The following is a 17,191-nucleotide window of genomic DNA, read 5'->3' as shown; positions in this document are numbered from 1 at the left end:
TCCCACCGGCCTTTTTATACAGCCATGAAATTTTATATAGCCATGAGATGGCTAGGTCACCATTGCCAACGTAACCAAGCGAATAATACGTTGCCGTTATTATAAGTCCCCGGAATGTAAGTGGCTTGCAGTGAAAGTCTATCATATTCCACTGATACCAGAGGGAGTGGTGCAGGGATCGGAATATAATACATATCCTTACGGGCAGTGACGCTCAGAGTGAAGCCTGCTCCCATACGGAAACCATCAATATCTCCCGGGATCCACATTTTTTGGAATGCATAACCAGCAATTGGCTCCCAATCATTATGTGAATCTTTGAATGCCATTGCATAGATAGCATGCCAGTCATTATCTTCATCATAACGATATTTACCAAAGCCCAGACCCCAAGGGCGCTCATTATATTCATCCGTTTTTTTCTTGTCGTACATTGCACGGTTGTGCCAAGTCACCGCGGGAATGTATAGCTCATATTTGTCTGAGTCCCACGTGGTACTGACATTGCCTTTAAATTTATCCCATAAATTTTCCGATTGCTCTTGAGCAATGGCAGGCGATGATATGCAGATTGAGGTGCTCATGAGTAACGATGCACCTACGGCCAACTGTATGTTTTTATAAACTCTCATTGTAAATCCAGTTCTGTATCGCAGATATAAAAATGATGGTTAGCTCGCTAATGATTATCAGATTAGCATTATTATTATAATTTTGAGCGAAATTATTTTAATTAAGATACATATAATATAACAGTATTTATTACATAATTAAGGATAATAACTGGTCGGTCATATTAGAACCGTTTAATTTTGCCTGTTTTTATGTGAGATAACCGATTATCTGATTAAATAATAACGTATCAAATTAGTTGCTGAATAGGCTAATACTCCTAAAGTAGCTGATAATAGACGAGGTGCTTCATTTTCAGGTTGGATAAGACGATTTTTCGATGAGAGAAGACGAGAGGGATTTTTAAAAGAATAAGAAAAATAAAGTGCCATTCATTATTTTTGTAGTTAACGTTATGTAATAGAAAGATATTTTTTATTATCTAGGTGATTGCGACTAGTCATGTTGATAGAGCAGACATTTATGAAAAATAGCGTGCAAACAAATCCAAAAAGTATGACGCACATCAAATAATGACTTGTCTCAATGAGATGAAATGGATCACATAGGCGGCAGGTATAAGCTGCGGTATGTCAACACGGCTAGGAGCTAGTCTTTAAAGGTTTATGGCATATATATTGCTGTGAATTACCTTGGCTTCTAACTAAAAAAGGAACGTCACCATGATGAAACGCCAAGAACCACTGACTGAGTACCAAGCTAAATGCTTGGCTATCGCCACAGACAAAATATTATCACCAAAACAAAAAGCCAATTTTTTAGCGGCAGAGGCAGATAGCCATATTCCATATCTTGCAATGAGCCAGCCCCTTGCTGATGCGTTAGGTGAACGTGTTATTTGTGATATGTATGAAGGAAATGCTCCGTATAAGCCACGTTATGTATTGCCTGACTACGTAAAATACCTCAAACAAGGTTCGGCATACTTAGAATTAGCCCCCGCAGAGGATTTTGATGACGCACTTAATCATCTGATGATTTTGTATCATCATGTGCCGTCGGTAACCAATTTCCCAGTATTTTTAGGGTATTTAGATAAACTTCTCATGCCATATGTGGGGGAGTTGACAGAAGAACAGCTGTATCCAAAGTTAAAAAGGTTTTGGATCCAGTTAGACCGAACACTGCCCGATGCCTTCATGCATGCCAATATTGGCCCGGATGACAACGTTATTTGCCGCTTGATTTTACGCATTGATGCGGAACTGAAACAAGTCGCACCTAATCTGACATTTGTTTATCATCCACAGCGCACACCGGAGTCACTTTTCTTACAAGCGATTGAAAGCATTTGTGAATGCAGTAAACCGCATATTGCAAATGATATCATTCATAGTGCGGCATTTGATGAACAAGGTTACGGTATTGTCAGTTGTTATAATGCGTTGCCCGTTGCGGGTGGGGGAAGTACTTTAGTTCGTATTAATTTACGTGAAGTTGCATTACGCAGTCAAAATTCAGCCGATTTTTTAAATGTGCAATTGAAAAAATATTGTGAGTTACAAATGGAACTCATTGAAACACGTAGCGCATTTTTATTTGAGGAGTCTAATTTCTTCCAAACCAGCTTTCTTGTGCAAGAAGGGTTAATTGAGCCTGAACGTTTTGCCCCTATGTTTGGTATTTACGGTTTAGCAGAAGCTGTGAACATCCTGATGGAAAAAGACGGAATGAAAGGCCAGTATCAGGCAAATTCACCGGCCTTGCCATTGTCTTATCAAATCAGCGAGCAGCTAGCTGACTTTGTTGAAACGACCCCCGTTAAGTATGGCTATAAAGGCAGAGCGATGCTCCATGCTCAATCAGGGATCAGCTCGGATATCGGGACAACACCGGGGGCTCGTATTCCATACGGTGAAGAGCCAGACCCGGTGTCACACATTCAAGCGGTAGCTCCCCATCACAAACACTATTTGTCTGGGATCAGTGACATTTTAACCATCGACGAGACGATTAAGCAGAACCCGCAAGCTCTAATGCAATTGTGTAAAGGGGCGTTTAGTTGTGGAATGCGTGAGTTTACTGCAAATGTGGCAAGTAATGATTTAGTTCGCGTTACGGGCTATATGGTGCGTTTATCAGATATAGAGAAATATAAAGAGCAAGGTTCTAGAAGCAATACTACCTGGTTAGGTGAAGAGGCGACTAAGAACTGTAAAATTACAGCCCGTCAGCAGCGAGTCATCAGCAATGAGCAATCGATGCGCTACGCTGAATAAGGTTATTCCTTTTTCCTGCGTAGATGGGCCGGGTAATCGACATGTTATTTTTTTGCAAGGTTGCAACTTACGTTGTCTGAATTGCCATAATCCATATACCATGTCGCTCTGCGACCATTGTGGGGACTGTGTTTTAACCTGTCCTCACAATGGGTTATCGTTTGTTGATGGCAAGGTGGTATGGGATAGCGATGCTTGCCAGCTCTGTGATACTTGTTTGCAGACGTGCACTAAGAATTCAAGCCCGATGACCGTATCATTAAGTGTTAATGATGCCCTCAATGACTTAAAGAAAAATGTTGCTTTCCTGAATGGTGTAACCGTCAGTGGCGGAGAGGCAACAACACAATTACCCTTTATTATTGAATTGTTTAAAGCGATTAAAGCGGCACCGGAACTCAAGCATTTAACCTGCTTTATTGACAGTAATGGACACCTTGCTTCTGCAGGGTGGAATAAAGTGATTGAGTATACTGATGGCGTGATGATTGACTTAAAATCATGGGGTGATGAGTGCGCATTAAGATTAACAGGAAAAGATAACCAACGTGTTTTTCAATCGGTTCAATTTCTGGCCCAAGCGGGGAAATTATATGAATTGCGTTTATTGTATATTCCTCAGCAAACAGATTACCAAGAACATATTGATAAACTTGCTGATTTTTTAAATAAACTCCCTGAAAACACACGGATAAAAATTAACGCCTTCCAGCAACATGGGGTTAAAAATGAAGCCGCTAACTGGCCTGTGGCAACCCAAACGGAAGTGGAGGCATTTGCTCAACAGTTACAATCGCGAGGTGTGGGTAACATTCATTTGCCTAATGTGTACTTATAAGCCATGCTAATTTTTCCTAGGTGAGATATTCCCTCTTTTTATCTAATTCATTAAAATTCATTCACTAACCGCTGGTATTTGTTAAATGTTATGAGACAATCAATGCGGTTTTATTGTTTGATTTAAAATGATTTCAGTAAACCTCGCTTATCAATCTATTCAATTGCTTTAGCTGAAAAGGGGAGTCACTCATGAGGATCAATGCGTTAACTATCGCCGGAACAGACCCATCGGGTGGGGCGGGTATTCAGGCGGATTTAAAAACTTTCTCTGCATTAGAGGCTTATGGTACGAGTGTGATGACGGCATTGGTGGCTCAAAATACCCAAGGCGTGCAATCTGTCCAAGACTTACCTCCTGAATTTGTGGCGGCACAATTAGACTCAGTCCTCAGTGATGTGCGAATTGATAGCGCAAAAATCGGCATGTTATTTAACCAAAGTAATATCGCGGTAGTGGCGAATGCGTTGAAACAGTATCCAATTCCGTATGTAGTATTGGATACGGTAATGGTGGCTAAAAGTGGTGACCCGTTATTATTACCGGATGCAGTTGATGCGCTACGCCAACAACTATTACCCCTTGTTTCGATTATTACACCGAACCTACCTGAGGCAGCGGTATTGTTAGATGAAAAAGTCGCACAAACGGAAAGCCAAATGTTGAGCCAGGGGTATAAATTACTTGAAAAAGGTTGCCAAGCGGTATTGATGAAAGGCGGGCACCTAAGTGATGCTGAAAGCCCCGATTGGCTAATCACGCCAGAGGGTGAATGGCGCTTTACCTCTATTCGCATAAAAACTAAAAACACTCATGGGACAGGGTGTACTTTGTCAGCGGCTTTGGCTGCATTGCGCCCTCGTTGTGCAGATTGGCAAGACGCTGTAACACAGGCGAAAGCTTATTTACAAGCTGCTTTGGAACAAGCGGATAGCTTAGAAGTCGGGAAGGGGATTGGCCCGGTTCATCACTTCCACGCATGGTGGTAGCCTTTAAAGACTGAAAGCCCTGATACAAGGGCTTTCACGACGTGTTTTAAGCCAATAAGTTACATTGGGGAGGTAACCGACACTGAATGGCATTTGGCTGCACAGTGAAGGTAAAGGTGTCTCCCGATAATGGCTCGCCATCTAGGTTTAAGATCATATCGTGAGGTGATGAAATTTTTATCCATGATAATGGCTTTTCGACCAAGTGCTCGTTTTTATCGGTTGAAAATAAATTCGATAAAAATGCCGGTATGACATCCCTTGCAGGAATAATCAGTAAGTTTAGTGTGCCATCATTAATGAGTGCTTGCGGTGTCAGTTGTTGCCCTCCGCCCGCTTGGCGGCCATTTCCAACCGCGATGACTAACGTTTCACCCTCCCAACTAAAGTTTTCCCCCTCAATATGGCAAATATCTGTTTTCAGCGTGTCAGGGCGCAGTAAGCCGTTTATCACATAAGCTGCACCGCCTAATGCCGATTTTAGTGCTTCAGGTGTTTCAGTGGTAATACGCGTCCCAAAGCCGCCAGTGGCCATATTGAGGAAGTAATACTGTTCATTGACTTGTGCAATATCAATGGGGACGGATTTCCCTTTTAATGAGAGTGCTAAGGCCGCTTCAATATCTATTGGAATATTTGCGCTGGTGGCGAAGTCATTTGCCGTGCCCATCGGAAGAATACCTAAAATAGGGCGAGACTCGCTAGGGAACTTCATTAAAGTACTGGCAACGGCATTTACAGTACCGTCACCTCCAGCCGCAATGATGGTATCAATACCGTGTTTTATCGCCTGAGAAATAAAATAATACGTATCATCCATCTCCCAAGGAATACGGACTTGAATTTGATGGCCTTCTTTACGCAAGTGAGTAATGGCTTTTCGCAGCTCAACGTGATTTGCTTGCTTACCATTAAGGATAATCATAGCTGACTTATATTGATTCATAAATACCCATCCATTCGGCTTAACGCACGTCAATATTCGTTAAAATGAGTATAAATGGATTAACAAAATAGGGATGCGCTTTTTTTGTTTTTTTGCAGAAAAAGCGTTGGTAAGAGAAATGAAATGCAAATCGCAGATAAAAGAAATGGCTAGCTCAAGGGAGATTGAGCCAGCCAAGGAGGTGGTTCCTAGTCTTATTTTATGACTTTCTAGTTCTTCATTTTCGAGAGTGACTATACGATATTGAATAACCAATTGATGTGATCTGTTGCATAAAATTGGATATTCGGTGCATTTTTTAATGAAAATGTCAATAACGCGAATAATTCTCATATAAGAAAAAGCATATAAAGTAAAAATAATATCATTTTATAGGTAAAAAAAAGCCAAAATATCAAAGTATTAAACGATGAAGTTTTGGCTTTTAGTTAGCAGATTATTTAACAATAAAGGCGTGGTGATCAGCCAGCAATTTGTTTTTCTGCCTGAGTTTGATGAGGAGCTCGGGTCGTTGTGCCTGCTAGGTTACGGATCAACAAACCAAAGTTAACATCGACATCTTCAGGGATAGGGAGATAAACCACATGGCCGTTACCAGGTGCAACATCAATTGCTTCGCCTTTGCGGTTTGTTAAGGCGTCTAAGGTAAAGACAATATTCCCTGCAGGGGTCATCATTTCTAGGCTGTCACCAACGCTAAATTTGTTTTTTACATCAACTTCAGCCATACCATTAACACGTTTCCCTGTAAATTCACCCACAAATTGTTGAGTCTCAGAAACCGAATAGCCATATTCATAAGTTTGGTAGGCATCATGGGTGTGGCGACGTAAGAAACCTTCAGTGTAACCACGGTGTGCTAAACCTTCTAAGGTGGATAGCAACGTTGGGTCAAAGGGTTTTCCTGCAACAGCATCGTCAATTGCACGTCTATAGACTTGTGCAGTACGAGCACAGTAATAAAACGATTTTGTACGGCCTTCAATTTTTAATGAGTGAACGCCCATTTTTGTTAGGTTTTCAACGTGCTCAATTGCGCGTAAATCCTTCGAATTCATGATATACGTGCCGTGTTCATCTTCAAAGGCAGTCATATATTCACCTGGACGTTTGGCTTCTTCTATCATAAAGACTTTATCTGTTGGCGCACCCGCACCTAGGGTTGGCGCCACATTTTGTACAGGGATAGGTTCATGCACATGGACAATGTTACCCACATCATCTTCTTTACCTTCTTGTACGTTGTATTCCCAACGGCAAGCATTGGTGCAAGTCCCTTGATTTGGGTCGCGTTTATTAATGTAACCAGAAAGTAAACAACGGCCTGAATAGGCCATACAAAGGGCGCCATGGACAAAAACTTCAAGTTCAATTTCAGGAACTTGTTGGCGAATTTCAGCAATTTCTTCGAGGGATAATTCGCGGGATAAAATTACCCGTGTTAAGCCCATTTGTTTCCAGAACTTCACGGATGCCCAGTTAACGGCATTCGCCTGTACAGATAAATGAATATCCATCTCAGGAAACGCTTCACGAACCATCATAATAAGGCCAGGATCAGACATAATCAGTGCATCTGGGCCCATTTCAATGACGGGGGTTAAATCACGAATGAAGGTTTTTAATTTCGCATTATGGGGAGCAATATTCACGACCACATAAAACTTTTTACCCAGCTCATGGGCTTCTTGAATGCCTTTAGCTAAGTTTTCGTGATTAAATTCGTTATTGCGTACGCGTAAGCTGTAACGGGGTTGGCCTGCATAAACGGCATCTGCGCCATACGCAAAAGCGTAGCGCATGTTTTTTAAAGAACCGGCAGGGGACAAAAGCTCTGGTGTAAACATGGTTATTCTCTATCTGATATCAAGTCAGCACTCACTCTTATGAGAGAGTGTTTTTAAGGGATGTGGATTTTACGCCTATTTGATAAAAAAACCAAATATCCCACAAAAATAGTATGTCTATTGGTTAGTTAATATTCATCCCAACGGTAGCCAAGACCATATATTGAGCGAATAAAGGTTTTTTCGTTATCGAGAGATTCTAATTTACGGCGTAAATTTTTGACGTGGCTATCAATGGTACGGTCAGTGACTACGCGGTGGTCGTCATATAAGATATCCAGTAACTGGTCACGGGAAAACACCATACCCGCATTGTCAGACATAAATTTGAGTAACCGAAATTCAGCGGGTGTCAGTTCAAGTAACTGTGAGCCATAGCGTACTTGAAAAGCATTTTCATCAATAATCAGTTTGGTTTGGTTATCGTTATTCGTTTGGCTGTTGTGCGCTGCCATGTTTGGCTGGCAACGACGTAAAATGGTTTTGACACGAGCCACAACTTCTCGCGGGCTAAAGGGTTTACAAATATAGTCATCAGCCCCAATTTCTAACCCTAATAAGCGATCAATTTCTTCAGTTTTTGCTGTCACCATAATAATGGGAACATCACTAAATTTTCGCAGTTCACGGCACACGGATATGCCGTCCATACCGGGTAACATTAAATCTAATAAAATAAGTGCGGGTTGATGTTGTTTAACATAGTCGATAACTTCATCACCACGCGCAATTAATGTGGGTTGATAGTTTGCAGCGTGTAAATAGTCAAACAGCAGTTGGCCTAATTTGGGTTCATCTTCCACAACCAAAATAGGGATATTGCTCTGTTCAGCCATGATCATAACCCTTTATCTTTTAATTGAATCGGTAAATTAATGGTAATTTTGACACCACCTAATGATGACGGTGTCGCGGAAATTGTACCATGATGAGCCTCAACAATATTATAGCAAATGGCCAGACCTAAACCGGAGCCGCCACTGGCACGATTACGAGAGCCTTCAGCGCGGTAAAAACGCTCAAATAAATGTTGGCATTGCTCAGCAGTAAGCCCTGGGGCGCTATCTTGCCAAATTATATTGAGCTGGTGTTGGTCTTGTGTGACTTGGATGGCAATTTTACCGTGTGGATCGGTATAGCGTAAGCTGTTTTCCATTAAATTATAGAACAACTGGGTGATGCGGTCAGGGTCTGCAAATACGTAGCCTTGCGCAATAAATTGCCGTTCAACCGAAAGTTGTTGGTCTTCTAACCGCCAGCGAGCTTGGCCTATTGCCATTTCAATTAAAGGAATGATATCGGTAAGTTGCATACGGTAGACCAATGAGCCTCTATCCGATAACGAGAGCTGGTGGAGGTCATTAACCAGCTTAATTAAAGTTTGGGTTTCATTGAGTAGGGAATTAATTGTTTCGGGAGTGGCTTGCCGAACGCCATCTTGCACCGCTTCTAATTCGCCTCGTAGAACTGACAACGGCGTGCGGAGTTCATGGGAAATATCCGCCATATAATCACGCCGCATTTGTTCGTTTTTTTCAAGGGTCGAGGCCAGATGGTTAAAATCTTTAGCCAGTTGCCCAAGCTCATCGCGGCCAGATTCAGGAACCCGCGTAGCAAAGTCACCATTGGCGAGCCGGTTAGTGCCTTCGAGTAACCGTTTGATGGGTTTTAAAAAACTACGGGCAAGGAACAATGTGGCAACCAGAGCCACAAATAAAGACAGCCCAGCGATGATCCAGCTAGTGTACATCTGTTTGGTATCAAAACGGCGGTCAAGGGCGCTGCTAATCCCCGTTTCATAACTGGCAACAAGCCAGCCGACGGTATCTCCCTTGCTGGTAATAATAGGTTCACGGAGTACTTTGCTAGGTAAAGGCGTGTCTTGTCCGAAAATCAGCTTGTCCTGTATATCATAAACCCAAAAAATTGTTCGCCAACGCTGGCGCATAGGGCCACGGTGTTGTTGGTGCTCTACTGAGCGCAAAATGCGAAAGAAAATGCGTTCATTACCAATTAGAAAACCCCAATTGCCCATCTCTTCATACTGTTCCGCAAGGGCGGAAGAAACCAGCTCAACACGCTGTTGGTCATTTTCCTTTATATAATCAATAAAGCCGTGTTGAAAGCTCATGCGTACGCCTTGGTGCATAATCAGCACTAGCAATAAGCATGTTGCAAAAATAGCCAAAAAAAGCCGAGTGCTTACACTATTCAACCTAAGCTTCATGGTTATTCTCCGCGATTTTCTGCGTTAATGATTTTTTTCGCAGCCAACGTTGTCTCAAGCTATCAAAACTTAAATACACAACAGGAGTGGTAAATAAGGTCAGTAATTGGCTCATTATTAAGCCACCGACAATCGTGATCCCGAGGGGCTGGCGTAATTCCGCACCATCACCACTACCTAGCATTAACGGTAGCGCACCAAAAATGGCCGCGAGTGTCGTCATTACAATCGGGCGAAAACGTAATAAACAGGCACGGAAAATGGCTTCTTGGGCCGTTAAACCCGCCGTTCTTTGTGCTTGAATAGCGAAATCCACCATAATAATGGCGTTCTTCTTGACGATCCCAATTAATAGCATGATGCCAATTAAGGCGATTAAACTAAATGGAGTGTCGAATAGTTCAAGGGCTAGTAATGCACCGACTCCTGCAGAAGGGAGGGTTGATAAAATAGTCAGTGGATGAATATAACTTTCATACAATATGCCCAGTACTAAATAAACAGTCACGATGGCGGCTAAGATTAAAAACAATTGTGATTGTAAGGTTTCTTGGAATATCTGTGCCGTTCCTGCAAAAGAGCCTCTTACTGTTGATGGCACGCCAAGTGCGGTCATGGTTTTTTCAATTTCGACAATGGCATCATTTAAGGTATAACCGTCTGCGACATTAAACGCAATAGTGGATGACGCTGATAGCCCTTGGTGATTCACGCTTAATGGGGCATTGGCAGGCTGCCAACGCGCAAAATAAGACAGAGGGATCGCTTCACCATCTTTATTGATCACAAACATCTTATCGAGGGAGCTGACATCTTGCGTATATTCAGGGGCAACTTCCATCACCACTTTATATTGGTTCATTGCTTCATAAATAGTGGAAACTTGGCGCTGACCAAATGCATTGTTGAGCAAGCTGTTGGCTTCACGAACATCAATACCTAATTGGGCCATTAAGTCCCTGTCGTAGGTGATCGCCATTTCTGCGCCTTTGTCTTCCTTATCGGAGTTCACATCGGTCAGCTGTGGTAATTCGCCAAGTGCTTTACGGATAGCAGGTTCCCAGTCACGTAATGCAGAAAGCTCATCTGAAAGCAGGGTAAACTGGTAGCTGGCATTGGCTTGTCGGCCACCAACTCGAATATCTTGCACCGGCATCATAAACAGGTTAGCCCCCGGTTCATTGGCTAATTTCGCGCGTAATCGATTAATGACTTCAGCTGAGCTTTCCGTGCGTTCACTCAGTGGCTTTAATGAAATATACATAAAACCGCTATTTACCCGACTACCGCCAGTAAAGCCGGTGACATTATCTGTCGCTGGGTCGGCTTTAACTTGCTGCATAAAACGGGTCATTTTCTCTTTCATCGACTGGAATGAAATGCTTTGGTCTGCGCGAACAAAGCCCAGCACTCGGCCAGTGTCTTGTTCAGGGAAGAACGTTTTTGGAACGGTGACATACAGGTAAACGTTTAAGCCGATTGTGGCAAATAGCACCGCGAGAACACTACGGCGATGTCCAAGCACCCATTTTAAAGCAACGCCATAACTTTCTTGCAAACGCAATAACACACGGCCAAACCCACGATGCTTGGCTTTGACGTTGTGAGGGCGTTTCTTCAGTAAGTAAGCACACATCATAGGGGTGAGCGTTAATGAGATCACCAAAGAAATACCGATAGCGGTTGCAAGGGTAATGGCAAATTCGCGGAATAAACGGCCGACCAGTCCATCCATAAGCAGTAGCGGAATAAAAACAGCCACTAAGGAAATACTCATGGAAACGACGGTAAAGCCGACTTCATGCACGCCTTTAACCGCCGCAATAAACGGTTTTTTACCATTTTCGATATGACGCGAGATATTTTCTAATACGACAATGGCATCATCAACCACAAAACCCGTCGCAACCGTTAATGCCATCAATGACAAGTTATTTAAACTAAAGCCACATAAATACATGGCCGTAAAAGTCCCAATCAATGAGACAGGGACAGCAACGGCAGGGATCAAAGTAGCGCGACCTGAACGTAAGAACAGCAGTACCACGAGGATCACCAAGGCAACGGCAATTAGTAGAGCACGTTCCACTTCGGCTAGAGACGCGCGGATGGTCGGTGTTCTGTCTTGTGCCACTTTTAAATCAATAGCGGCAGGGATCATGTCATTGAATTCAGGTAACTCAGCACGAATTCGATTCACTGTTTCAATGATATTGGCACCCGCTTCGCGGCGAATGACAATCAAAATAGCCGGTTTACCGTCTGCCATCCCGGCAGCGCGTACGTTTTCAATGGAATCTTTAACATTGGCGACATCGCTGAGCTTTACAGCATTGCCTTGACTATAATGAACAATAATCGGCCGATAATCTGCCGCTTTTTTTAACTCATCATTAGTCTGTACTTGATAACGTTTTTCGTCATCATTGATATAGCCTTGCGGTTGGCGAACGTTAGCACTACTGATGGCTGAGCGCACGGCATCAAGGGAAACCCCTTGATTAAATAGGGCAGTTGGGTTGAGTTCAACCCGCACGGCAGGGAGCGAGCCGCCACCAACTGAAACTTCACTAACCCCTTCAATTTGGGCAATTCGTTGGGCTAAACGCGTCGAAGCAATATCATAAATCTCACCAGTATTCAGGGTGTCTGAGGTCATGGTCAAAATCATAATTGGCGCATCAGACGGGTTTGACTTGTAATAACGTGGGCGGCTTGGCATTCCGCTGGGCAGCAGGTTTTGTGCGGCATTAATCGCAGCTTGCACTTCACGTGCCGCGTTATTAATGTCTTTGTCGAGATTAAATTCAAGGGTAATGGTGGTTCGACCAAGCGCACTGCTTGAGGTCATTTCACTAATACCCGCAATACTGCCTAAAGAGCGTTCAAGCGGCGTCGCTACGGAGGAGGCCATGGTTTCGGGTGATGCCCCAGGAAGTGACGCTGTCACGTTAATCACAGGGTAATCCACTTGAGGCAACGGAGAAACCGGTAAAAACAGAAAACTCAGGGCACCACACAAGGTAATCGCGACGCTAATAAGCGTGGTTGCTACCGGGCGGCTAATAAACAGAGCAAAGAAGCGCTTCATTATGACACCTGTGCCTTCTTCGCTTGGCGACGGTCTTTAAAGTAATGAGAAAGACGGTCGAACAATAAGTAAATAACCGGTGTGGTAAATAAAGTGAGGATTTGGCTCATAATTAAGCCGCCAACCATACAAATTCCTAATGGTTGGCGTAATTCTGCACCGACACCGGTACTTAGCATTAATGGTAAAGCACCCAGCAATGCCGCCATGGTGGTCATTAAAATTGGGCGAAAACGCAGCAAGCATGCTTGGTAGATGGCATCATAAGGGGACATTCCCTGTTCACGCTCTGCCGCAAGGGCAAAGTCAATCATCATAATGGCATTCTTTTTCACGATACCAATTAATAAGATGATGCCGATGACCGCAATAACATCAAGATCTTTCCCTGCCATCATTAAAGCGAGTAGTGCGCCAACCCCGGCTGTCGGTAGGGTAGACAAAATAGTAATCGGGTGAATGAAACTTTCATATAAAATGCCCAATACGATATACATCGCCACAATCGCAGCTGCAATTAACCAAATAGTGCTGCTTAATGCCGCTTCAAAGGCTAAAGTCGCCCCTTGGAATTGCGTGGTAATGGATTTTGGCATAGCAATTTGTGATTCGGCCAATTTCACGGCATTGACGGCTGACTCAAGCGAAGCGCCATCCGCCACATTAAACGAGAATGTCACAGCGGGGAATTGGTCGAGGTGATTAATGGCTAATGGCCCATTACCTTCTTGAATATTCACTAAAGTGCTCAGTGGCACAATGGCTCCATCAGTGCCTTTTAGACGGATATCATTCAGCGCATCCATACCATCACGGGTTTGTGTGTCATGTTCTAATATCACACGATATTGATTTGACTGCGTATAGATAGTCGAAATCATTCGCTGCCCAAATGCATTATATAAAGCGTTATCAATGGCTGACATCGTGATACCAAAACGGCTTGCTGTATCGCGGTTTACATTCACATAAGCAACTAACCCTTTATTTTGCCAATCACTACTGACATCAGTGAGTTCAGGTTGTTGTTCTAGGGCGTCTAACAAGCGTGGAACCCAAGTGGTTAATTCCTCTAGTGAACCGGCTTGTAAAGTGAATTGATACTGCGTTCGTGCAACTTGCGTATCGATGGTGAGATCTTGCATGGGTTGCAGATATAAATTCACCCCTGCAATGTTATCCACGGATTGTTGTAGACGATCAATAATCGCCACCACTCTATCTTCACGCTGATCAAGGGGCTTTAAGGTAATTTGCAAGCGTGCATTGTTTAATGTTGGGTTATTCCCATCAACCCCCACATAGGTGGTGACATTGTCGACCGCAGGATCTGCTAATAGCTTTGACGCGACTTCTTGCTGCTTCTGAGCCATGGCATCAAAAGAAATGGATTGACGGCTTTCAATTGAGCCTTGAATAATTCCACTGTCTTGCAACGGGAAAAACCCTTTTGGGATCCACATATACAGCAAAACAGTCAGTACCATGGTGCCAAGCGCCACAGAAAGGGTTAACCATTGGTGATTAAGAATACGCTTTAACCAAATAGCGTATCCAGCAACCATACGGTCAAAAAAGCGCTCACACGCTAGTTCAAAACGGTTATGTTTATGTTGTGACTCCGGTTTTAATAAACGGGCGCACATCATTGGGGTTAACGTCAAAGAGACGACAGCGGAGATCAAAATAGCCACAGCCAAGGTAATGGCAAATTCGCGGAATAACCGACCGACAATATCCCCCATAAATAACAGAGGAATTAACACCGCAACCAAAGAAAAGGTGAGGGAGATAATGGTAAACCCGATTTCACCTGCCCCTTTGAGTGCAGCGACCAGTGGTTTATCGCCTTGCTCTAAGTAGCGGGAAATATTTTCAATCACCACTATCGCATCATCGACCACAAAACCGGTGGCGATGGTTAAAGCCATTAGCGTGAGGTTGTTGACAGAAAAACCACAAAAGTACATCACAGCAAAAGTACCAACGAGCGACAGTGGTACGGCAATGCCTGGTATTAAGGTGGCAATTCCATTGCGTAAAAACAAGTAAATCACCATCACCACGAGGGCAATAGCTAACATTAACTCAAACTGTACATCATTAACGGACGCTCGAATGGTACTGGTTCTATCAGTTAAAATATCGACATTAACCGATTTAGGTAAACTTTCAATTAATTCAGGTAACAGCGAACGAATGGTATCGGTGGTTTCAATCACGTTAGCGCCGGGCTGCCGCTGAACATTGATCACAATCGCTTGTTCATTATTCGCCCATGCCCCTAAATAGGCATTTTCAGCCCCTTGTGCAATCGTTGCGATATCACCTAAACGTACAGGTGCACCATTTTGGAAGGCCACAATAAGCTGACGATAGTCCTCAAGTGACTTCATTTGGTCGTTAGCAGAAAGTGTAACCGCCCGCGTTGGGCCATCGAAACTCCCTTTGGCGGAGTTGACGTTCGCATTGTTAATGGCAAGGCGGATCGTTTCGCTATCCAGCCCTTTGGCTGCCATGGCTTGTGGGTTTAAATTCACGCGAACAGCAGGTCGCTGGCCACCCGCTAAGGTGACTAAGCCTACCCCATTAACTTGGGATATTTTCTGGGCAATTCGCGTTTCAATAATATCCTGTACCTGCGTTAACGGCATTGCATCAGAGGTAACCGCTAAGGTGAGAACAGGCGGGTCAGCAGGGTTAACCTTATTATAAATCGGAGGATAAGGTAAATCAGAAGGCAGTAAGCTACTGGCGGAGTTAATCGCAGCTTGAACTTCTTGTTCCGCAACCTCTAGAGGTAACGTTAATTGGAACATTAATGTGATAACTGATGCTCCCCCTGAGCTTTGCGATGACATCTGTTTAAGACCCGACATTTGCCCAAACTGGGTTTCCAATGGCGCAGTCACCGCAGAGGTCATCACATCGGGGCTGGCTCCCGGGTAAAGGGTAACAACTTGAATTGTCGGGTAATCGACTTCGGGCAGGGCTGAAACAGGTAAGAAGCGATAGCCGATGATCCCTGCAAGTAATATAGCCACCATGAATAATGTGGTAGCTACAGGGCGCAAAATAAATAAACGAGAAGGCCCACCGCCTTTTAACATTTCAGGCTGCATTACGCTTTCTCCGCGCTATTCGGTTTACCTTTGCGAGGCTCTTTTTTGGCAATGCTTTCAGGGGTAACGACTTCAACCGTTGTGCCATCGGTGAGTTTATCAACACCATCGGTGATGACTTTGGTATTTGCAGCAAGTCCGCTTTCAATAACCACTTGCTGGCTGTCTTGCATACCCACGGTTACATTGTGTTTGCTGACTTTATTATCATCACTTAATATCCAGACATAATGGCCTTCATTACCCATTTGCAGTGCTGCTGTTGGGATCACCACAGCATTTTGTAGCGTTTCAACTTGCATTTTTACGTTAACAAATTGATTTGGAAAAAGTTTTTCTTCTTCATTAGTAAAGCGCGCTTTTATTTTCAGCGTGCCTGTCGCGGCATCAATTTGGTTATCAGTACTGAGTAGCTCACCACTTGCGATTAGCGCGATATTGTTTCTGTCCCAAGCTTCAATCAACACTTTCTCACCAGAGGATTGGGCCTGTTGGATTGCGGGAATATCGCCTTCAGGTAACGCAAAAAGGACATCTGCAGGTTGAGTTTGCGTGATAACAACAAGAGGGGTTGAGGTTCCCGCAGAGATAAAGTTTCCGACATCCACTTGTTTTAAACCAACACGCCCTGAAATTGGAGCGGTAATTTTACTGTAGGTTAACTGAAGTTTGGCGTTGTCGACGGCTGCTTGGTCGACTTTAATACTGCCTTGAGCCTGTAAGACCGCCGCTTTTTGGTTATCTAGCTCTTGTTGCGAAATCACTTTAGTACCAGCAAGCTTTTGATAACGAACTAAATCTAATTGTGCATTCGCTAATGTTGCTTTGTCTTTAGCCAATTGGCCTTCCGCTTGTGATAGCTGAACTTCAAATGGGCGAGGGTCAATTTGTGCCAATAAATCTCCCTTATTGACGTGTTGCCCCTCGGTAAAATACAGCTGCATTAACTGGCCTTCAACACGGCTGGTTACTGTGACAACATTTGCAGCCTGTACTGTGCCTAAACCTGATAAAAAGCGAGGAACAACTTTTTGTTCAGCCACGGCAAACTGCACAGGAGCTAAAACACGTGGTGGGCGGCCCATTGCGCTTCGCTGTGAATTCGGTTTTGCTACCGCATCAGTAGATTGTGTATCTGATTGTTTTTCTTGATGATAAAAATACCAAGAAGCGCCAGCTGCCGCAATAATGGCAATAAAAATGGCAGAGCGAATAAAAGGTTTACGTTGTTTTTGTTTATTCATTTTGGGTAATTCGCTTAACTCAAAAAAGTGGATGA

Annotated in this window: 11 protein-coding genes; 3 read left to right on the top strand and 8 right to left on the bottom strand. The window is 43.6% G+C overall.

All coding sequences use genetic code 11. The annotated features are described in order from the left end of the window. Positions 1-56: 56 nt before the first annotated feature. Complete coding sequence (pagP, locus tag PR809_RS08505; protein WP_102139807.1) at positions 57-632, bottom strand: lipid IV(A) palmitoyltransferase PagP; 576 nt, start codon at positions 630-632, stop codon at positions 57-59. Between the two features lie 663 nt (positions 633-1,295). Here pagP and PR809_RS08500 point away from each other — a divergent pair. From PR809_RS08500 to thiD, 3 genes are all read left to right on the top strand, one after another. Further along, positions 1,296-2,852 (top strand): YjjI family glycine radical enzyme, encoded by a 1,557-nt coding sequence (locus PR809_RS08500; RefSeq protein WP_206276856.1) that lies wholly within the window; start codon positions 1,296-1,298, stop codon positions 2,850-2,852. Continuing rightward, positions 2,824-3,690, top strand: coding sequence for a YjjW family glycine radical enzyme activase (locus PR809_RS08495; RefSeq protein ID WP_206276857.1), 867 nt, complete (start codon positions 2,824-2,826; stop codon positions 3,688-3,690). Before PR809_RS08500 ends, PR809_RS08495 begins: the two co-directional genes overlap by 29 nt. Positions 3,691-3,881: 191 nt before the next feature. Next, entirely contained in the window at positions 3,882-4,679 is a 798-nt protein-coding gene (thiD, locus tag PR809_RS08490) for a bifunctional hydroxymethylpyrimidine kinase/phosphomethylpyrimidine kinase (RefSeq protein WP_102139810.1), read from the top strand. A gap of 46 nt (positions 4,680-4,725) precedes the next feature. On the opposite strand, the gene yegS is transcribed toward thiD, so the two are convergent. From yegS to PR809_RS08455, 7 genes are all read right to left on the bottom strand, one after another. Next, on the bottom strand, positions 4,726-5,625 hold the full coding sequence (gene yegS, locus PR809_RS08485) for a lipid kinase YegS (protein WP_102139811.1): 900 nt from the start codon (positions 5,623-5,625) through the stop codon (positions 4,726-4,728). A gap of 461 nt (positions 5,626-6,086) precedes the next feature. Beyond that, positions 6,087-7,472 (bottom strand): prephenate-dependent tRNA uridine(34) hydroxylase TrhP, encoded by a 1,386-nt coding sequence (gene trhP / locus PR809_RS08480; RefSeq protein WP_166264767.1) that lies wholly within the window; start codon positions 7,470-7,472, stop codon positions 6,087-6,089. 128 nt (positions 7,473-7,600) lie between these two features. Next, positions 7,601-8,314: a two-component system response regulator BaeR gene (baeR, locus tag PR809_RS08475; protein WP_206276858.1), complete on the bottom strand. Its 714-nt coding sequence runs from the start codon at positions 8,312-8,314 to the stop codon at positions 7,601-7,603. Beyond that, positions 8,311-9,699, bottom strand: coding sequence for a two-component system sensor histidine kinase BaeS (gene baeS, locus PR809_RS08470; protein ID WP_206276859.1), 1,389 nt, complete (start codon positions 9,697-9,699; stop codon positions 8,311-8,313). Before baeS ends, baeR begins: the two co-directional genes overlap by 4 nt. Continuing rightward, a complete protein-coding gene (gene mdtC, locus PR809_RS08465) occupies positions 9,689-12,790 on the bottom strand; it encodes a multidrug efflux RND transporter permease subunit MdtC (protein ID WP_206276860.1) in 3,102 nt (1,033 codons plus the stop codon). The genes baeS and mdtC overlap by 11 nt, the downstream gene beginning before the upstream one ends. Next, positions 12,790-15,912, bottom strand: coding sequence for an MdtB/MuxB family multidrug efflux RND transporter permease subunit (locus PR809_RS08460; protein ID WP_206276861.1), 3,123 nt, complete (start codon positions 15,910-15,912; stop codon positions 12,790-12,792). The genes mdtC and PR809_RS08460 overlap by 1 nt, the downstream gene beginning before the upstream one ends. Then, positions 15,912-17,156 carry an MdtA/MuxA family multidrug efflux RND transporter periplasmic adaptor subunit gene (locus PR809_RS08455; protein ID WP_102139817.1) on the bottom strand — a complete coding sequence of 415 codons (1,245 nt, stop codon included), beginning with the start codon at positions 17,154-17,156 and terminating at the stop codon, positions 15,912-15,914. The genes PR809_RS08460 and PR809_RS08455 overlap by 1 nt, the downstream gene beginning before the upstream one ends. Positions 17,157-17,191 lie beyond the last annotated feature (35 nt).

This window comes from Providencia sp. PROV201 (assembly GCF_028479545.1).
Taxonomy (GTDB): domain Bacteria; phylum Pseudomonadota; class Gammaproteobacteria; order Enterobacterales; family Enterobacteriaceae; genus Providencia; species Providencia huaxiensis.
This window is presented reverse-complemented; position numbering and strand designations above follow the sequence as displayed.